General features: G+C 69.3%; 17 protein-coding genes. 10 read left to right on the forward strand and 7 right to left on the reverse strand.

Annotated features, from left to right (window positions below; all coding sequences use genetic code 11):
- Positions 1–17: 17 nt before the first annotated feature.
- Both QM708_RS09115 and QM708_RS09120 read right to left on the reverse strand, forming a co-directional pair.
- The gene (locus tag QM708_RS09115) at positions 18–494 is read right to left on the reverse strand and encodes a low molecular weight protein-tyrosine-phosphatase (RefSeq protein WP_415107124.1); all 477 of its coding nucleotides are present in this window, start codon (positions 492–494) and stop codon (positions 18–20) included.
- On the reverse strand, positions 494–877 hold the full coding sequence (locus QM708_RS09120; protein WP_415107127.1) for a phage holin family protein: 384 nt from the start codon (positions 875–877) through the stop codon (positions 494–496). Before QM708_RS09120 ends, QM708_RS09115 begins: the two co-directional genes overlap by 1 nt.
- Before the next feature lie 98 nt (positions 878–975).
- Between QM708_RS09120 and argF the strand changes: the two genes are divergently transcribed.
- Positions 976–1,971: an ornithine carbamoyltransferase gene (argF, locus tag QM708_RS09125; protein WP_415111362.1), complete on the forward strand. Its 996-nt coding sequence runs from the start codon at positions 976–978 to the stop codon at positions 1,969–1,971.
- Positions 1,972–2,025: 54 nt separating this feature from the next.
- Here argF and QM708_RS09130 read toward each other — a convergent pair whose 3' ends face one another.
- Positions 2,026–2,628 carry an HAD family hydrolase gene (locus QM708_RS09130; protein ID WP_415107130.1) on the reverse strand — a complete coding sequence of 201 codons (603 nt, stop codon included), beginning with the start codon at positions 2,626–2,628 and terminating at the stop codon, positions 2,026–2,028.
- 75 nt (positions 2,629–2,703) lie between these two features.
- Positions 2,704–4,035 (reverse strand): MFS transporter, encoded by a 1,332-nt coding sequence (locus QM708_RS09135; RefSeq protein ID WP_415107133.1) that lies wholly within the window; start codon positions 4,033–4,035, stop codon positions 2,704–2,706.
- A 284-nt stretch (positions 4,036–4,319) separates the two neighbouring features.
- Between QM708_RS09135 and pdhA the strand changes: the two genes are divergently transcribed.
- From pdhA to QM708_RS09165, 6 genes are all read left to right on the forward strand, one after another.
- Complete coding sequence (gene pdhA, locus QM708_RS09140; protein ID WP_415107136.1) at positions 4,320–5,525, forward strand: pyruvate dehydrogenase (acetyl-transferring) E1 component subunit alpha; 1,206 nt, start codon at positions 4,320–4,322, stop codon at positions 5,523–5,525.
- 8 nt (positions 5,526–5,533) lie between these two features.
- Positions 5,534–6,499 (forward strand): alpha-ketoacid dehydrogenase subunit beta, encoded by a 966-nt coding sequence (locus QM708_RS09145; RefSeq protein WP_415111365.1) that lies wholly within the window; start codon positions 5,534–5,536, stop codon positions 6,497–6,499.
- Positions 6,500–6,510: 11 nt separating this feature from the next.
- Entirely contained in the window at positions 6,511–8,100 is a 1,590-nt protein-coding gene (locus tag QM708_RS09150; RefSeq protein WP_415107139.1) for a dihydrolipoamide acetyltransferase family protein, read from the forward strand.
- Positions 8,101–8,166: 66 nt separating this feature from the next.
- Positions 8,167–8,811, forward strand: a complete 645-nt coding sequence (locus QM708_RS09155) for a DUF4282 domain-containing protein (RefSeq protein ID WP_415107142.1) — start codon at positions 8,167–8,169, stop codon at positions 8,809–8,811.
- Positions 8,812–8,819: 8 nt separating this feature from the next.
- The gene (gene alr / locus QM708_RS09160) at positions 8,820–9,947 is read left to right on the forward strand and encodes an alanine racemase (protein ID WP_415107145.1); all 1,128 of its coding nucleotides are present in this window, start codon (positions 8,820–8,822) and stop codon (positions 9,945–9,947) included.
- 114 nt (positions 9,948–10,061) lie between these two features.
- The gene (locus QM708_RS09165) at positions 10,062–11,525 is read left to right on the forward strand and encodes a DHA2 family efflux MFS transporter permease subunit (RefSeq protein WP_415107148.1); all 1,464 of its coding nucleotides are present in this window, start codon (positions 10,062–10,064) and stop codon (positions 11,523–11,525) included.
- Positions 11,526–11,533: 8 nt separating this feature from the next.
- On the opposite strand, the gene QM708_RS09170 is transcribed toward QM708_RS09165, so the two are convergent.
- The 3 genes from QM708_RS09170 to QM708_RS09180 all read right to left on the reverse strand — a co-directional run bounded on the left by QM708_RS09170 (position 11,534) and on the right by QM708_RS09180 (position 14,811).
- Entirely contained in the window at positions 11,534–12,517 is a 984-nt protein-coding gene (locus QM708_RS09170) for an S-layer homology domain-containing protein (protein WP_415107151.1), read from the reverse strand.
- A 254-nt stretch (positions 12,518–12,771) separates the two neighbouring features.
- Positions 12,772–13,989 carry an S-layer homology domain-containing protein gene (locus tag QM708_RS09175; RefSeq protein WP_415107154.1) on the reverse strand — a complete coding sequence of 406 codons (1,218 nt, stop codon included), beginning with the start codon at positions 13,987–13,989 and terminating at the stop codon, positions 12,772–12,774.
- Positions 13,990–14,133: 144 nt separating this feature from the next.
- Positions 14,134–14,811, reverse strand: a complete 678-nt coding sequence (locus QM708_RS09180) for a hypothetical protein (protein ID WP_415107157.1) — start codon at positions 14,809–14,811, stop codon at positions 14,134–14,136.
- 123 nt (positions 14,812–14,934) lie between these two features.
- Between QM708_RS09180 and aat the strand changes: the two genes are divergently transcribed.
- The 3 genes from aat to QM708_RS09195 all read left to right on the forward strand — a co-directional run bounded on the left by aat (position 14,935) and on the right by QM708_RS09195 (position 17,843).
- Positions 14,935–15,678 carry a leucyl/phenylalanyl-tRNA--protein transferase gene (gene aat, locus QM708_RS09185; protein ID WP_415107160.1) on the forward strand — a complete coding sequence of 248 codons (744 nt, stop codon included), beginning with the start codon at positions 14,935–14,937 and terminating at the stop codon, positions 15,676–15,678.
- A 5-nt stretch (positions 15,679–15,683) separates the two neighbouring features.
- The gene (locus QM708_RS09190) at positions 15,684–16,601 is read left to right on the forward strand and encodes an Fpg/Nei family DNA glycosylase (protein WP_415107162.1); all 918 of its coding nucleotides are present in this window, start codon (positions 15,684–15,686) and stop codon (positions 16,599–16,601) included.
- Between the two features lie 159 nt (positions 16,602–16,760).
- A complete protein-coding gene (locus QM708_RS09195) occupies positions 16,761–17,843 on the forward strand; it encodes an S-layer homology domain-containing protein (RefSeq protein WP_415107165.1) in 1,083 nt (360 codons plus the stop codon).
- Positions 17,844–18,071: the final 228 nt, after the last annotated feature.

Consider the following 18,071-nt stretch of genomic DNA (forward strand, 5'->3'; position numbering starts at 1 on the left):
TCCTAACGGGATTACCCCTAGCGGCCTTGCAACCGGCGCACACGTTCGAGGACTCCGGGCATCGCGGCCTCGATCGAGGCCAGCGTGCCGGAGAATCCGGCGGCGTCTCCGTACCAAGGATCGTCGATTCCCGAGCCGGGTTCGGCGTCCGGATCGAAGTCGGTCAACAGGCACAAACCGGACGCCCCCGGCGCCAGCCGGCGCATCCGGTCGACGTGCAACCGCTCCAAGCCGATGACCAGATCGGCGCGCTCGATCTCTGCTGCGGTGATCCGGTGCGCACGATGCCCGCCCACGTCATAGCCGTGTGCGCTGAGCACCCTCCGGGCGCGCGGATCGATCGGGTTGCCCGACTCCTCGGCGCTCACGCCCGCCGAGGTGAACCGGACGCCCTCCAGGCCCTCGCGCTCGGCCCAGCCTTGGGCCACCCGCTCGGCCATCGGGGAGCGGCAGATATTGCCCCAGCAGACGAACACGACCTCGACGGCGCGCATCAGGAATGCACCTGGCCGCGGGGGCGGACGAACGAGTTGAGAACGAAGCTCACGATGGAGACCATCAACGCGCCCCAGAAGGCGTCCCAGAAGTCGTCCACATGCCAGGGAACGCCGAATTGGGTGCACACCCACGAGGTCAGCATCAGCAGGGCGGCATTGACCACCAGCAGGAAGAAGCCCAGCGTGATCAACAGCAGCGGCGAGGTCACGAAGATGAACAGCGGGCGGATCACGGCGTTCACCACGCCGAAGATCGCCGCGACGATCAGCATGGTGAGCGCGGCGCCACCGGGCTCACCCTCGTAGCTGAGGCGGATGCCCGGCAACAGCCAGGTGGCGACCGCCAGCGCGAGCGCATTGACCAGGATACGTAGGATCACGGCGTCCATCCTTCCATGTGGGGCACAATGGCGTCCCCGGGGCAACCCGCGTTCGCCCCTCGCTCGGGCGGCCGGGGCCGGGTCGCAGAAAGGCGCTGATCGTGGCAGATCTGACCGGACGGGACTTCCTCAAAGAGGTGGACTTCACCCCCGACGAGTGGGCCGGGTTGGTCGACCTCGCGGGCGAGCTGAAGGCCGCTCGCCGCGAAGGCCGCGAGGAGCGACGCCTGGAAGGTCTCAACCTCGCGCTGATCTTCGAGAAGAGCTCGACCCGCACTCGTGCCGCCTTCGAGGTGGCCGCCGCTCACCAGGGTGCGCGCACCACCTACCTCGACCCGTCGGCGTCCCACATCGGATCGAAGGAGTCGGCCGCCGACACCGCGCGCGTGCTGGCGCGGATGTACGACGGCATCGAGTTCCGCGGCGACAAGCAGGAGACCGTCGAGCAGCTGGCGGCTCACGCCGACGTGCCCGTCTGGAACGGGCTCACCGACGAATGGCACCCCACCCAGTCGCTGTGCGACGCGTTCACCATGGTTGAGGCCTCCGGACGCCGCCCCTGCGACATCTCGTTCGCCTACCTGGGTGATGCCCGGTTCAACATGGGCAACTCGCTGCTCACCATGGCCGCGATGATGGGCATGGACGTTCGCCTCGTCACCCCACCCGCGTTCGCACCCGAATGGGCGCTGCTGGACGCCGCCCGCGTGATCGCCGCCGAGACCGGCGCGCGGATCACCGTCACCGACGACATCGAGGCCGGGGTCGCCGGCGTCGACTTCGTGCACACCGACGTCTGGGTGTCGATGGGCGAGCCGCGCGGCGTGTGGGCCGAGCGCTGCCGCGTCCTGGCGCCCTACCGGGTGACCGCTGAGGTGATGGCGATGGCCGCGCCGGGGGCCAAGTTCATGCACTGTCTGCCGGCCTTCCACAACCTCGACACCTCGACCGCCCAGCTGGTCCACGACCTGACCGGCCTGCGGGAACTGGAGGTGTCCGATGAGGTATTCGAGTCGGAGGCGTCCCTGGTGTTCGAGCAGGCCGAGAATCGGCTACACACCATCAAGGCAGTCCTGGTCGCGACGCTGACCTGACCACCCGGCCGGGACGCGAGGCGGGCAGCCGCACGCGATCGTGGCCCGGAGTGCTCAGTCGTCGAGGACGCCGAGGGAGATCAGCCAACCGCGGGAGTCGGCGTCCGAGGTCCACACCGCGGCCTGCCAGCCGACGCGCCTGGCTGCCTCGACGTTGACCTCGAGGTCGTCGAGGAAGGCAATCTCGGCGGGATCCAGCTCCAGCACCTCGGTGACCCGGTCGTAGGCCGCCAGATCGGGCTTCGCGACACCCATCGACGCCGACACGAACCAGTAGTCGGCCTCGTTGGCGTAGTCGGCGTCCAGCAAGGCCATATCGATGCTGAACGGGGCATTCGACAAGATCGCGATCGTCCGCCCCGCCTCGCGCACCTCGCCGAGCAGGCGGCGGGCCGTCGGGCGTAGCCGCAGCCACAAGGACGCGTCGAGTTGGGCCAGCCGGGCGATGTTCTCCGGGGTTGCCGGCCGGTCGAGGGCGGTCAGGATCGGGCCCCAGTACGAGGCGTCCGACTCGCCCCGGTCGTAGGCGTCGCGCCCGACCGGATAGAGCGCGGCGAACCGTTCCTCGTCGACATCGAGCAGCCGCGCCGGCTCGCTGATCACCCCCTCGCCCGAGGCGAGCGTGTGGCCAAGGTCGAACACGACGGCGCGAATCATGCATTCAGTCTGCCTGAGCGATGCCCCGAGGGGGAGGGGGATGGTGCGGCGTCCGGGGTGGTCCGTGGTGCCTGGTCAGACCGAGGCGCCCTGAGCGGGGGCCTCCAGGTAGGCCCGCGACAGCGTCCGGTACGGCTTCGACAGCAGCGCGGCCGTGGTGAAGATCAGACCGATCAGGCTGGCGAGCACGAACACGAGCGCGATGCCCCGCGCCTCGCCCGGGCCGAGCAGCCACCCCCAGGTGGCCTGGCCCGCATCGCTGTCCATCAGCGGGATCAGCCAGAACTGCGCGATCGGGCCGATCAGGAACGAGCTCACCGGGGAGGCCGCCACCTCGATGCTCTGCGCGAACCCGAACACGCGCCCCTGGGTCTCCAGGGGAACCACCCGTTGCAGCACCGTCTGCTCGGCGGCCTCCACCACCGGGATGAGCAGCATGTAGGCGAACAGGCCGACGATCAGCAGCGGCGCCGACTCGCGGATCGTGAACAGCCCCCCCACGATCCACATGACGATGTTCGCCAGCAGCAGGGCGCGCAACGGGCGGACGCCGAGGCCGAACTTACCGACCAGCCCCCCGCCGACCAGGAACCCGATGCCGACCAGGCCAAACGCGAACCCCCACGCCTCGACCGACATCAGCGACAGGCCGTACGGGTCGAGCAGCGCCATGTAGACGCCGCCGAGCAGATTGTTGAACGTCGAGAACAGGATCAGCCAGATCAGCGCCGGCACCTTGCGCACCGCCCGCCAGGCGCCCGCGAAGTCGACCGGCTTCGGTGCGCCATCGGCGTGCACGATCTCCGCCTCCGGGATCGGCACGGTGACCATGTGCGCCAGCGACGCCGCGGTCAGCCCCAGTGAGATCAGCAGGGCGGCGGTCATACCGAGCTGGCCCACCGCGAGCCCCGCGATCACCGAGGTGATCATGAACGACAGCCCATTCACCATGCCGACGATGCCGTTGGCCTTGTCACGCTCACCGTCGGGCACCAACAAGGTGACCACCGTCGACAACGCGATCCCGCGCGCCGACTCCATGATCGCGCCGGTGAGCAACAGCAGGATGAACAACACGAACGGGAGGCTGCCCAGGCGCAGCAGCTCCTCGCGCGGGAAGGCGAAGTAGACCGCGGCCGCCGCCGCGAAACACGCGGTGGTGATCATCTGCGCGATCACCATGACGGTCTTCTTGCGGGTGCGGTCGATCCAGCTCCCGAACGGGACCCCGAAGATCGCCAGTCCGAGCATGTAGGTGCCACCCAGGATCGAGGTCACCAGCACGTTGCGTGTCTCCAGGTACATCCAGAAGGTGACGCAGAACCACAAGAAGCTGGTGGTGACGTTGGCGATCAGGGTGTTGACGAGTACGGCGGTGAAGCTGCGCCGGTAGTCGGCGTGGGCCATCGGGCTCCTCGGTCGCGGGTCAAAGCCTTGAAAGGTTAGCCGGAGGCCGCCTTCCACACCAGGGGTTCCCGTGCCCGGGGCCTGTGCCGGCCCGATGGTGGTGGCCGGTACGCGGTGGGGTGAGGGGTGTCGCGGGGGTGGTGGTCTTTTTCTATGTCCAGATCGGAGACGGGGTGCTACGACTAGGGGGAATGTGCCGGGCGATGAATCTGGACATAGAAAATGACCACGCTGTCGCGACCACCTCAGCAAAACCTACGGTTACGTAACTGTATAGTCAGGGTGTGACCGTCACACGAACGACCTCCGGTTCCGATCCCGCGGATGTCACCGGCACTCCCGGTTCACAGCCCGTCGAAGTCACCACGACGCCCGGCGGTACCCGCATCGAGCGCGGGCACGAGTTCATCCAGTTGCTCACCCCGGCAGGGGAGCGGGTCAGCGATCCGGTGTTCGAGTTCCGGCATGACGACGACGTGATCGCCGCGAACCTGCGCCACATGGTGCTTGGGCGCCGATTCGATGCCGAGGCAACCGCGCTGCAGCGCAAGGGCCAGCTCGGCCTGTGGCCGCCGGCGCTGGGCCAGGAAGCCGCCCAGGTGGGGTCCGGGGCGGCGGTGGCCGGGCTCGACGAGGTGTTCCCCAGCTATCGCGAGCACTCGGTCGCGCTGATGCGCGGCATCGACCCGCTCGACATGCTCAAGACTTTCCGCGGCACCGCGATGGTCGACTGGGATTCCCGCGCCCACCGCTTCCACCTCTACTCTTTCGTGATCGGCACCCAGTCGCTGCACGCGGTCGGCTACGCGATGGGCATGCAGCGCGACGGACTCGTCGGTAACGCCGACCAGTCCGACAACGGGGCGGTGCTGGTCTACTTCGGCGACGGCGCCACCAGCCAGGGCGATGTCAGCGAGGCGCTGGTGTTCGCGGCCTCTTATCAGGCGCCGGTCGTCTTCTTCGTGCAGAACAACCAGTGGGCCATCTCCGAACCCATCGAGGTGCAGTCCCGGATTCCGCTCTACCGGCGCGCGGCCGGCTTCGGCATTCCCAGCGTCCGTGTCGACGGCAACGACGTGCTCGCGGTGCAGGCGGTCACCGAGTGGGCGCTGGATCGCGCCCGGCGCGGCGAGGGCCCCACTCTGGTCGAGGCGTTCACCTACCGGATGGGCGCGCACACCACCTCCGACGACCCCACCAAGTACCGCCGCCGCGAGGAGGAGGAGCGCTGGAAGGCCAGGGACCCGATCGCCCGGGTCCGCGGCTACCTGCTCGGGCGCGGCGCCATCGACCAGGCCTGGCTCGACGCGCTGGACGCCGAAGCCGAAGCCCTCGGCGTCCGGATTCGCGAAGGCTGCCTGGAACTACCCGTCCCACGGCTGGAGGACTACTGGCAGCACGTCTACGCCGACACCCCGCCCGGCCTGGCCACCCAGCGCGACGAGTACCTCGCCTATGAGGCCAGCTTCGAGCAGGAGGATGAGGCGTGAGTGAGACCATGACCATGGCCAAGGCGCTCAACGCGGGCCTGCGCCGCGCGCTGGAGGCCGACCCCAAGGTATTGCTGGCCGGGGAGGACATCGGCAAGCTCGGCGGCGTCTTCCGGATCACCGAGCACCTACAGCGCGACTTCGGCGCCGAGCGGGTCGTGGACTCGCCACTGGCCGAGTCCGGCATCGTCGGCACCTCGCTGGGACTGGCGCTGCGCGGCTACCGGCCGGTGGTCGAGATCCAGTTCGACGGGTTCGTCTACCCGGCCTTCGACCAGATCGTCTCGCAGGTGTCCCGGATGCGGTTCCGCTCGATGGGACGCCTCGGCGTCCCGATGGTCATCCGCATTCCCTACGGCGGCGCGATCGGCGCGATCGAGCACCATTCGGAGTCACCCGAGGCCTACTTCGCGCACACACCCGGCCTGGTGGTCGTCTCCCCGTCCACGCCGCTGGACGCCTACTGGATGATCCAGCAGGCGATCGCTTCCGACGATCCGGTGATCTTCCTCGAACCCAAGCGGCGCTACCACGAGAAGGGTGAGGTCGATCTGAGCGAGCCGCCGCTCGCCCTGGACGCCGCCCGCACCGTGCTGCAGGGCCACGACGCCACCTTGTTCACCTATGGTCCGCTGGTGAAGACCTGCGTCGAGGCCGCGTTCGCGGCGTCAGCCGAAGGCCGCTCACTTGAGGTGATCGACCTGCGCAGCCTGTCGCCGCTGGACGACGCCACCATCCGTGCGTCGGTCGAACGGACCGGCCGCGCCATCGTGGTGCACGAGGCGGTCCGCACTCTGGGGATCGGCGCCGAGATGGCCGCCCGCATCCAGGAGGCCTGCTTCTTCTCGCTCGAAGCACCCGTGCTGCGCGTGGCGGCCTACGACATGCCCTACCCGCCCAGCAAAGTAGAGGCCCAGTACCTTCCCGACCTCGACCGCATCCTCGATGCCGTCGACCGATCCCTGGCGTACTGAACAGGAGCGACATGTTCGAGATGAAACTGCCCGATCCGGGCGAGGGCCTGCTCGAGGCCGAGATCGTCACCTGGTTGGTCAAGCCGGGCGATGAGGTGAAGGTCAACGACATCGTCATCGAGATCGAGACGGCCAAGTCGCTGGTCGAACTGCCCGCCCCCGAGGCGGGCATCGTCGGCGCGCTGCTGGCGAACGAGGGCGACACGGTCCCGGTCGGGTCGGTGATCATGACGATTCTCGCTCCCGGCGAGTCCGCGGACGCCGGCGGTCCGCTGGGTCCCGCGAACACGGACGCCGCGGCCGCCGTGTCGGCGCAGCCCGCATCCGAGCCGACGGTGGGCGCCCCGGTCTCCGGTGCGGCGGGTGTGTTCCCGGCGGCTCACGCCGCGCAGCCGACGGCGTCCGCTCCAGTCGCGCCCGCCGCTCCCACGGCGCACGCCGCGCCTACCGCTCCCACGGCGCAGGCCGCGCCCTCCGCTCCCGCCGCGCCGGCGGGGTCCGGGTCGGTGCTGGTGGGGTACGGGACGGCGTCCGCGCGGGTCACCCGGCGTCCGCGCAAGGGCGGCGCCACGATGGCGACCCCGGAGACCGATCAGGTGCACGACAGCTACGGACTCGACGAGGCTCCCGGGCACCGGGTCGAGGAGGTGTACCCGACGCCCGCGGTGACCGGCGAGCCGCAGGAACCGCCGTTGCCGCGTCCCGAGGAGGGGCGTCCGGCGAGCACCGAGGTGGCGACCGATCCGGTCGGGCGTCCGCTGGCCAAACCGGCGGTGCGCCGGCTCGCCCGCGACCTGGGCATCGATCTGGGCACGGTGGCCGGCACCGGGGCGGGCGGCCTGATCACGCCCACCGACGTGGCGCAGGCGGCAGCCGGTGAGGCGAGCGGGCGCAAGGGTCCCACCCGCATTCCGATCCGCGGCGTGAGGCGCCAGATGCTGCACACCATGCAGGCCTCGGTGCAGGTGCCGCAGGCGTCGGTGTGGATGGACGTCGATGTCACCAAGACCGTCGAGCTCATCGACCAGCTCAAGGCGCGCCGGGAGTTCTCGGGGCTACGCATCTCGCCGATCGTGGTGCTCGCCAAGGCGGTCTGCCTGGCGCTCGCCCAGCATCCCGAGGTCAACTCGACGCTCGACCTGGCGCGCCAGGAGATCATCGTCCACCCGGACGTGAACCTCGGCATCGCCGCCGCCACCCAGCGCGGGCTGATCGTGCCCAACATCAAGGCCGCCAACGAGCACAACATCCTGAAGCTGACCCACGCGCTCAACGACCTGGTCGCGAAGGTGCGCGAGGGCCGGATCACCCCCTCGGACGCCGCGCACGGCACCTTCACCATCACGAACGTGGGCGTGTTCGGGGTCGAGGGGGGCACGCCGATCCTCAACCCGAACGAGTCGGCCATCCTGCTGCTGGGCACCTTCAACCGGCGGCCGTGGGTGGTCGGTACCGGCGAGGAGGAACGCATCGAGATCCGTTCGGTGGCCAAGCTGACCCTCACCATCGACCACCGGGTGCTGGACGGCGAGCAGGCCTCGCGTTTCCTCGCCGACGTGGCCACGATCCTGGAGGATCCGGGGCTCTCGCTGCTGTTCTGAGCGCCGGCGTCCGGCCGATTGCCCGGTGGCCGCTTGGTTGTCGGTGGGCTCTGATCTAATGGACGCATGACCAACGCTGACAACCCCGAGCGTCCTGATCAGTCCTGGCAGCCTCCCACGGGCGATCCCGTTCCGCCGTTCGCGGCGCCGTCCGACAGCCCCTGGCCGTCGCCGGCCGAGTCCGCGAACCCCTACGGCGCGCCCACGCCGCCGTATTCCGCCCCGCAGGCCTACGGCGACCCGCAGCAGCCCTACACCGACCCGCAGCAGGCGGATCAGCCGCCGCAGTCCTACGGCCAGGCCCCCTATGCGCCCTACGGCGCGGGGTCGGTTCCGCCGCCGCAGGCGCCGCCCACCTGGGCCGCCCCGCCGATGCCGCCGTCGCGGCATGACGCCAACCCGCTGGCCGCCCTGTTCGACTTCGGGTTCACCAAGTTCGCGACCCCGGGCATCGTGAAGGTCGTCTACATCCTCTCGGTGGTCGGCGCCGTGCTCGTCTGGGTGATGGCGATCATCTCCGGCTTCGGGGCGGGCCGTTACGCCGGCGGGCCGGCGATGGGCGTGGTGGCGCTGCTGTTCGGCTGGATCCCTGCGCTGCTGTTCATCGCCTATATGCGTTTCATCCTCGAGGCGATCGTCGCGCTGATCCGCATCCACGACCGCGTCGATGAGATCGCCTCGCGCCGCGACGGCGATTTCCGGCAGCGTTGAGTCTGGCGATGGACGATCTCGCGACCAGCATCGCCACCACCCGGCTCGATCACATCGCCGCCAACCTGGCCGGCGTCCGCGCCCGGGTGGGCGGCCGGCGGGTGCTGGCGGCGGTGAAGGCGGACGCCTACGGTCACGGCCTCGCCGACGTGGCCCGGATGATCGAGGCCACCGCGTCCGCCGACTGGCTGGGGGTGGCGACCGCCGGTGAGGCGGTCGCACTGCGCGAGGCCGGGGTGCGATTGCCGGTGCTCAAACTGAGCCAGGCGCTCGACGAGGCCCAGATCACCGCGTGCGTCGAGCGCGAGGTCGATCTCGCGGTGGTGGACGCCGCCGGCATCGACCAGGTCGCGCGGGTGGCGTCGGCGCTGGGGCGGCAGGCGTCGGTGCACCTCAAGGTCGACACCGGCATGCGCCGGATCGGCTGCGAACCCGCCGACGCGCCCGGCCTGGCCCGCCGGGCGGACGCCGCCGGCGTCCGGCTGCGCGGGCTGTTCTCGCACCTGCCGGTGTCCGACACCGAGGACGGCCGGGAGTTCACCCAGGCTCAGATCGCGCGGTTCGCCGCGGTGCTGGACGCCGTGACCACCGCCCGCGGGCGGGTCGAGCTGGCCCACCTGGCCAACTCGGGTGCGGTGATGATGCACCCGGACGCCTGGTTCGACCTGGTGCGCCCCGGCATCATGATCTACGGCTCCAAACCCGATCCGGCCACGCCCGATACCGTCGCATTGCGGCCGGGCCTGGAATGGACCACCCGGGTCTCGTTCGTGAAGCGCGTCGCCGCGGGCGAGACGGTCGGCTACGGCCGCACCTGGGCGTCCGCACGCGACACGCAGATCGCGACGATCCCGGTCGGCTACGGCGACGGGTATTCCCGGCGGCTGTCGAATCGCGGGCGGGTGCTGATCGGCGGCCGGTCGTTCCCGCTCGTGGGCCGGGTGTGCATGGATCAGGCCATGGTCGACCTCGGCCCGGACGCCGCGCTTGCGCCCGGCGCGGTGGTGACGCTGGTCGGACGGCAAGGCGAGGAGGAGATCACCGTCGCCGAGATCGCCGAGTTGATGGGCACCATTCCCTATGAGGTGACCTGCCTGATCACCGGCCGGGTGGGCCGGACGGCCGCTCGCCCCTGACCACCCGCCGGCGCTGCCCACGATCAGATCCGGACGGCCCGCGTGCCGGGGCGGTCGCGGCCGGATCGCAGGACCGCGCCGCGATCGGGCGTCCGGGGCGTACAGTCGCTCGCCGTGCGCACTGAACCCGTCGCGAGCGGCCCCTCGCTCCCCGAGAATCCGTGGCCGGCCCTGTGGGCGCTGGTGATCGGGTTCTTCATGATCCTGGTCGACACGACGATCGTGTCGGTGGCCAACCCGGCGATCAAGGCCGCTCTCGACCCCAACACGCCCAATCTCGACCGCGTGGTGTGGGTCACCTCGGCCTACCTGCTCGCCTACGCGGTGCCGCTGCTGGTCACCGGACGCCTCGGCGACAAGTTCGGCCCCAAGAAGATGTACCTCACCGGCTTGACCGTGTTCACGCTGGCCTCGCTCGGGTGCGGCCTGTCCCGCAGCCTGGAGATGCTGGTCATCATGCGCGCCGTGCAAGGGCTGGGCGCCTCGCTGGTGGCGCCGCAGACGATGGCGGTGATCGCGCGGACCTTTCCCGCCGACCGCCGTGGCGCGGCGATGGGGCTGTGGGGTGCCACCGCCGGGGTCGCGGCGCTGGTCGGCCCGCTGCTGGGCGGCTTCCTGGTCGACGGCTTCGGCTGGGAGTGGATCTTCTTCATCAATCTCCCCGTCAGCGTGGTCGGCTTCATCCTGGCGATGCGCCTGGTCCCCGCCCTGGAGACCCACGACCACCGCTTCGACCTGGCCGGGGTGGCGCTCAGCGGCGCCGGGCTGTTCCTGATCGTGTTCGGGCTGCAGGAGGGCGAGCAGCACGACTGGGCGCCATGGGTGTGGGGCATGATCGCGACCGGGGTGGCCGTGATGGCGGTCTTCGTCCGGTATCAGGCGCGCACCCGCTCCGAACCGCTGGTGCCGCTGTCGTTGTTCCGCCTGCGCAACTTCACCGTGTCGAACATCGGCGTGGCCGCGGTCGGCTTCACGGTGACCGGCATGTCGCTGCCGTTGATGTTCTTCCTGCAGCTGGCCCGCGGGCTGTCGCCGACGCAGTCGGCGATGCTGCTGATCCCGCAGGCGGTGCTGTCCGGCGTCCTGGCCCCCTACGCCGGACGCCTGCTCGACCGGCACGACCCGCGGGTGCTCTTGGTGCCCGGGCTCGGTTTCGTCGCGCTCGGGCTCGGCGGGTACGCCTTGTTGATGTCGCCGCAGACACCGATCTGGATGTTCTTGATCCCGTCGGCGCTGATGGGCATCGGCAATGCGGGCATGTGGGGTCCGCTGGCCACCACCGCGAACCGCGACCTTCCGCCCCACCAGGCCGGCGCGGGTTCGGGTGTCTACAACACGACCCGCACCGTTGGCTCGGTGCTCGGCTCGGCGGCGATCGCCGCGTTCATGCAGAACCGGTTGGCTGCACACCTTCCGGGCGCAGCGGACGCCGAGGGCTTCGGCCAGGGCGCCCTGCCGCCGCTGGTCGCCGACGGTTTCGCCGCCGCGATGAGCCAGGCGCTGCTGTTACCGAACGCGGCGATCCTGCTCGGCGTGATCGCCGTGTTGTTCCTGCAGCGCCCGGCGCATCTGCGCTAGGAATGCCCTCAGGCGGATAGCCGGTTGAGCAGGGTGATGGCGGTGGTGCGGGTGCGCTCCGAGATCGAGATGGGCAACTCGGCGAGTTCGCGCCTGTCGAGGACGTGGACGACATGGGCGCCGCGCCGGGCCATCAGTGATTCGGTTCCCCCGGGCGGCCGGCCGCGGTCGTTGCCGCTGAGGGTGACGACAGCCTGGTCCCAGCCGCTGTGGGTGGGATAGGACGTCGTCGCGGTGCCGATCGAGGTCTCGACCGAACAGACGAGGGACGCACGGTTGACGTCGTCCATGTACGCCTGCGCCGCGGCGACGGTCGGGAACACCAGCGCGGCCTCGGCGTAGTAGTGGTCTTCGCCCTCGTCTCCGTACTGGCCATGCTCGACCATGCGCCCGCCTGTGCGAGCGTTGAAACTCCTCGCGGTGAACGAGGTGTACGTCCAGCGGCACAGCGACAGGGGCCAGTAATCCTCTGACTGCCGCGTGGCATGGACGAAGCTGAAACCCTCGGGCATGGGGCCGCGCTGTGGACCGCTCCCGAACATGGTGATCACGGGGTCGATGCGGAAGAGGAAGGCGGCCATGGCATCTCGCCTCACCGTGTCCAGCGGACGGTAGACCTGGATGTCATTGCCCAGGCTCCAGCCGGTGGCCACGCCATACTCGGCGACCCAGGTGATTTCCTTGTAGAACTGGTCGCTTGGATTCAGGTCCGCGAACGGTGAGACAGCCGGTGGGGTGAACGCGGGGTGTTCGGCGAATCGGTAGAGGAAGGCGGCCATGGCATCGCGGGCGATGGGTTGCCGCGGCCGGTAGTAGCGGTCGCCGTTGACGACCCATCCGGTGGAGACGCCCTGCGAGGCCAGCCATTCGATCTCGTAGTGGAACTGGCTGTCGTAGGGCACGTCCTTGAAAAGCGGCGTTGTTGCCCGTGCTGGCAGCGCGGGCGTGAGGAGCAGTGCTGCGGTGAGGAGCAGTGTGAGCAGTCGGAGCATGCGGGGTGGCGCATCGTTGCCTCGATTCGTGGTCCGTACCGCCGTGGCGAAGCGTGGCCTGGTGCTCGATGGTAAACCAGCACTCCTCGGTTTTGACAACGTTCAGCCAAAGTTAAGGACGAACTTAACCGGTGGTTCCAGGCGATGCCAGGCCACCGGTTAAGGGACGCGTCGGTCAGGCGGGGCGCCGGATCAATGGTGTGGTGGTGGACGGCCTGCGGCGAGCGTGCCGTCCACCACGTGGGGGCTGGTGGTCAGCCCGGCAACTTGTCGAGCAGCGTGGTCGCGGTGGTGCGGGCCTCCTGGGTGATCGAGTCGGGTGCCTCGATGGGCTGCGCGGCATAGAACACATGGACGACGCTGCGGCCCCGCCGCGCCACCAGCGATTCGGTACCCCACGGAGTCCAGGTATCGGCGAACTGGCTGATCGTGGAGATGGCTTCGGTCCAGTTTCCGGTGGGTTGCGTGGTGCGGGACTCGAAGCCCGGGTAGCCCGAGCTGGCGCACGTGGCGGACGCCGCCGCGATGTCCGCCACGTACTGCTGCGCGGCCGCCGCGGTCGGGAAGACCAGCGCGGCCTCGGAGTAGTAGTGCTCTTCGCCCTCATCGCCGTAACCGCCGCCGTTCTCGACCATCCGTCCCGCGGTGCGGGCGCCGAGGCTGGCGTAATAGGGGATGCGCTGGGGGAAGCAGAGGATGAGCGGTCCGAAGTCGGTCGACTGGCGGGTCACGTCGGTGAACGAGAAGCCCGCAGGCATGTTTCCGCGCTGAGGCGTGTCACCGTGCATCGCGAGGACGAGGCTGGTGCGGAACAGGAAGGCGGCCATCGCGTCGCGCTTCACCGAATCGAGCGGGCGGAAGAAGCTGAACAGGCCGGTGTCACGCGGTTCGAGCCAGCCGGTGGAGATGCCGTTCGAAGCGACCCAGGTGATCTCCTTGAAGAAGGCGTCCTGGGAGGAGACATCGTCGAAGAAGTCCCAGCCATTGGGGTCGAAGCTGGTGTCGCCGGTGGCACGGACGTAGTAGCGGTAGAGGAAGGCGGCCATGGCGTCGCGGGCGATGGGGGCCAGCGGCTTGAAGTAGCGCTTGCCGTTCTCGACCCAGCCGGTGGTGATACCGGTGGAGTACAGCCAGGTGATCTCTTTGTAGAACTGGTCGGCGGGTTTGAGGTCGGCGAAGGGCGAGGTGGCCGGCGGGGTGTACGCGGGGCGTCCGGCGAAGCGGTAGAGGAAAGCAGCCATGGCGTCGCGCGCGATGGGCTGGAGCGGCTTGTAGTACCGCTTGCCGTTCTCGGTCCAGCCTTCGGAGATGCCCTGAGTGGCGAGCCACTCGATCTCTCGCTGGAACTGGGTTCCCTGGGGAACATCGACGAACGTGGGTGTCGCCGCTTGTGCCGGGGGTGCGGACGTGAAGAGCAGGGCTGGCACCAGCAGTAGTGAGAACAGCCGTAGCAGGATGGACCGACGCATCATTGCCTCAATTCTGGGGCCACGCAGGGGTGAAGAAGGTGACCTTGTTCTGATCGTAGACCGGGCCGGCGCTGGCCGCAGCAGATCGGTCCGGGGCCTCACCCTGTCCGTGCGGGCCAGGGGCGCTCCCGATGGGAACCGCCGGGATCAGCCGGGAGTGAGGCGGCGCCGGCGGACGAACTGCTCGCGTGCGTAGGCGCCGATCTCGACCGTGGCCACCCCGTCCATCGCGCCCGACACCCCACCGCCGAGCAAGGGGATGCGGCGGGCGAACAGCACGGCGGCGTTGCGTCCGCCGATCCGTCCGGCGAGGGAGGCCAGCACTTTCTCGCTGACCACCCGGTCGAGCGACCGGTCGAAGACGGGGGCGGTCGCGATGGCGAGCGGTGTGGTGGGCAGGGTGCCGAGACGGATCAGGCGGTCGACGCCGTCGGCGCCCAGCAGGGTGAGGACGAGCGCCGTCCGTACCTGGCGGGAGTCGATGTCGTAGCCGCGCAGGTGCGCGATCGCGGCGACGAGCCGGGTCTGCACCACGGCCAGTCCGGCGATGTTGGCGGGCAGGCCGACCGCCATGGTGGCCAGTCCGCCCAGATTGGTGACGAAACCTTGCGCGGCGGCGAGGCCGGCGTGGCCCAGGACGAGCGCCTCGACGGCTTCCTCGACCGAATCGGCCTTGACCAGTTGCTTGGCCGCGGCGGTCTTCGCTCCGGGCAGGACGCCGGAGCCGTTGATGGCGATCTCCAGCAGGGTTCGCAACGCGTTACCCGCACCCTCGGAGGCGCGCGCAACGATGGTGCGGGGCTCCTCGGGAACGTTCTCGGTCATGGGCACAGCCTAGGCGCTCGGGCGCGGGCGGCGATGGGTGATGGCCCGGACGCCTCCCCGGCGGCCTGGCCGCAGGCGGTCCGGGCGGTGCGGGCCGGACTCGGCGCGTGCCAGACTGCCCGCATGAGGTTGTCGACGGTGTTCGGTCCTGAGGCCACGTGGCCCGCGCAGGACCTGATCGCCATGTCGGCCGAATTCGACGCCGATCTGGTCGCGGAGGCCTATCGCGCAGGGGTGTTCCCGATGGGGCTGCCCGAATCGGGCTGGCCGGACGCGATGGGCTGGTGGTCGCCGGTGCGCCGCGGAATCCTTCCGCTCGACGACGTGCGCGTCCCGCGCTCGTTGCGCAAGTCCGCCAAGAGATATGTCGTCACCGCCGACCAGGCGTTCGCCGAGGTGATCGCCGCGTGCGCCGACCCGCGGCGTCCGGGTGGCTGGATCGACCCGCGCATCGTCGGCGTCTACACCGAATTGCACACCCTTGGGCTGGTCCACTCGATCGAGGCCTGGACGCCGCAGGGTGACCTGGCCGGCGGCCTCTACGGCGTCAGCCTCGGCGGGCTGTTCGCGGGGGAGTCGATGTTCCACGACCCGCGCATCGGGCGCGACGCGTCGAAGGTTGCGCTGGTGGGGTTGGTGGCACTGATGAACGACGGGGTGGAGGGCCGCCTGCTCGACGTGCAATGGGTCACCGACCACCTGGCCTCGCTGGGCGCGGTCGAGGTCGACCGCCCCGATTACCTGCGCCTGCTCGACGAGGCGCTGTCCTTGCCGCCGATCGACTTCAGCGGGCTGGGGCATGCAGAACCGGTGCGTTCTGGCGGCGTGCCGGACGGTTCCCCGGCGAGGCGCCCGCGGCTAGGGTGAAAGGCATGCCGGAGATGCCCGAGGTAGAGGCCCTGCGCTCGTTCCTGGCCGCGAACCTGATCGGCCGGACGGTGGTGCGCGCCGACCTGGCGGCTTTCAGTGCGCTGAAGACCTTCGCGCTTCCGCTCAGCGCACTGCACGGTGCCGAGGTGGAGGCGGTCGAGCGGCGCGGCAAGTTCCTTGCCCTCGACGCCGGTGGCACCTGGCTGGTCTTTCATCTGGCGCGCGCGGGGTGGCTGACCTGGCACGATCCGGCCCCGGCGACGCCCGTGCGTCCAGGCAAGGGCCCGCTCGCGTTGCGGGTCGTTTTCGCGGGGGAACCGGCTGATCCGGCGGCCGAGGGGTCGTCCGATGACCCGTCCGGCCCCGGCGAGGTCGCCTTCACACTGACCGAGGCCGGCACGCAGAAGCACCTGGCCGTCTATGTGGTCGCCGGCCTGGACGAGGTGCCGGGGATCGGACGCCTCGGGCCCGACCCGTTGGCCGGCGACTTCGGCCGCGATGACTTCGCCGCGGTGCTGGCCGCCCACCCGCGCACCCAACTCAAAGGGCTGCTCAAGGATCAGTCGGTGTTCGCCGGGATCGGTAACGCCTATTCCGACGAGATTCTTCTCGCCGCGCGCCTCAGCCCGTTCAAACTGGCCGGCTCGCTGAGCGAGGAGGAGGTGACGGCTTTGTTCGCCGCCGTCCGGGGTGAATTGACGCGTGCCGTCGAGCGGGCCGCCGGCGCGCGCCCGTCGGCATTGAAGGACAGCAAGCGCACGCACCTGCGGGTGCACGGACGTAAGGGCGCGCCGTGCGAGGTCTGCGCCACTCCGATCGCCGAAGTGAGTTTCGCCGACTCGTTCCTCAACTATTGTCCCGGATGCCAGACCAGCGGGAAGCTCCTCGCCGACCGGCGGCTGTCACGTCTTCTTAAGTGAATGGGTGTGAGTGAAATCTGATGGACTCCCGCGTTGGCGTGGATTTCAATTTCACTCCGGCTGTGAATGGGCCGCGCAACGGCGTTTGACCTGGATTCGGTCGGCGGTGTTGGTTGGGGTAGGCCATCCGCGTGGATGCCATCTGTGAAAGAGGACATCATGAAGCACATCGTTCGTGCTCTCGGCGTCGGGTTGGCCACCATGGGCCTGCTCGCGGCGACCGCACCCGGCGCCCTCGCCGCACCCAGCTACACCCCCGTCAATCCCGGCGACGTCGTCAAGGCCCGTCCGGTCAGTCTCGCGGAGGCGTCCAGCGCGGGGCAGAAGAATCGTGTCGCGCTCGCGTCAGCCGACGCCGGGGTGTACGCGGATGTGTTCCCCTTCTGTGCCGACGTTGAGGGTGGTGGCCTCCAGGGTGGCGTCGAGTGGGAAGTCACGAACGACACCGACGCCGCCGGATGGGCCAAGGTCGCGGTGACGCGGATCAATGAGCGTCCGCAGGCATGGGAGACGGTCAACGCCGAGTCCGGTCAGACGGTCCAGGCGGCCGTGGCGATCCAGGACGCGGCGACCGTCCGGGTCTGGGCCGAAACCAGCACTGGCGAGGACTGGGACACCATGCTCAGCCTTCCCGACTGCATCGGCGGCGACCCGTTCACCGACTCGGACTACTTCGAGGACCAGTTCGGCATGGAGATCGACTGGATGGCCCAGACCGGTCTGTCGACCGGTTGGGATGAGGGCGACGGCACTCACACCTACCGTGGCCTGCAGCCGATGAACCGCAACGCCATGGCCGCCTTCCTCTACCGTCTGGCCAACAAGCCCGACTTCACGCCGCCCGCGAAGCAGACGTTCACCGACGTGACGCCGTCGAGCCCCTTCTACAAGGAGATCGAGTGGCTGGCGTCCACCGGTATCAGCACCGGGTGGGCCGAGGCCGGAGGCAAGCGGACCTTCCGTCCCTACACCTCGGTCAACCGCGATGCCATGGCGGCGTTCCTGTACCGTTTCGCCGGCGAGCCCGATTTCGGGTTCGAGCCCGGCTATGTCTGGTTCGATGACGTGCCGGAGGGCACCGAACACTTCGTCGCGATGGCCTGGATGGCCGAGACCGGCATCTCCACCGGATGGGATACCGGCGCGGAACTTCCCGAGTACCGCCCGTGGAACTCGGTGAATCGCGATGCGATCGCGGCCTTCATCTTCCGCCTGGTCGATGCCGCCTCTCGCCCCGAGTAGGTAATCTCCGTCACCCACGGCAACGCCCCGCCACCGGATCCACCGGCGGCGGGGCGTTGCCGTGTTTTCCGCCCGGATGTCGCTGAGTGATCTCCGCGCGTTCGGAAAGTGTAAGAGTGATAGCGTGCTCGCACAATTGAATTTTGATCAAGAGTGCTAACCATGTTGGTCTTGATAGCCGTCTCGTGAGAGACGTTCCCCCCCATCTCCCCGTACACCCCCGAAACG

It is taken from the genome of Propioniciclava sp., from assembly GCF_047602245.1.
Classification (GTDB): Bacteria; Actinomycetota; Actinomycetes; order Propionibacteriales; family Propionibacteriaceae; genus Propioniciclava.

Coding starts and splice junctions, on each gene's coding strand:
- aat (WP_415107160.1), top strand. CDS start 14,935: ATGAGGTTGTCGACGGTGTTCGGTCCTGAGGCCACGTGGCCCGCGCAG.
- QM708_RS09145 (WP_415111365.1), top strand. CDS start 5,534: ATGACCATGGCCAAGGCGCTCAACGCGGGCCTGCGCCGCGCGCTGGAG.
- alr (WP_415107145.1), top strand. CDS start 8,820: ATGGACGATCTCGCGACCAGCATCGCCACCACCCGGCTCGATCACATC.
- QM708_RS09195 (WP_415107165.1), top strand. CDS start 16,761: ATGAAGCACATCGTTCGTGCTCTCGGCGTCGGGTTGGCCACCATGGGC.
- QM708_RS09130 (WP_415107130.1), bottom strand. CDS start 2,628: ATGATTCGCGCCGTCGTGTTCGACCTTGGCCACACGCTCGCCTCGGGC.
- QM708_RS09170 (WP_415107151.1), bottom strand. CDS start 12,517: ATGCTCCGACTGCTCACACTGCTCCTCACCGCAGCACTGCTCCTCACG.
- QM708_RS09135 (WP_415107133.1), bottom strand. CDS start 4,035: ATGGCCCACGCCGACTACCGGCGCAGCTTCACCGCCGTACTCGTCAAC.
- QM708_RS09155 (WP_415107142.1), top strand. CDS start 8,167: ATGACCAACGCTGACAACCCCGAGCGTCCTGATCAGTCCTGGCAGCCT.
- QM708_RS09190 (WP_415107162.1), top strand. CDS start 15,684: ATGCCGGAGATGCCCGAGGTAGAGGCCCTGCGCTCGTTCCTGGCCGCG.
- QM708_RS09150 (WP_415107139.1), top strand. CDS start 6,511: ATGTTCGAGATGAAACTGCCCGATCCGGGCGAGGGCCTGCTCGAGGCC.
- QM708_RS09180 (WP_415107157.1), bottom strand. CDS start 14,811: ATGACCGAGAACGTTCCCGAGGAGCCCCGCACCATCGTTGCGCGCGCC.
- QM708_RS09175 (WP_415107154.1), bottom strand. CDS start 13,989: ATGATGCGTCGGTCCATCCTGCTACGGCTGTTCTCACTACTGCTGGTG.
- QM708_RS09115 (WP_415107124.1), bottom strand. CDS start 494: ATGCGCGCCGTCGAGGTCGTGTTCGTCTGCTGGGGCAATATCTGCCGC.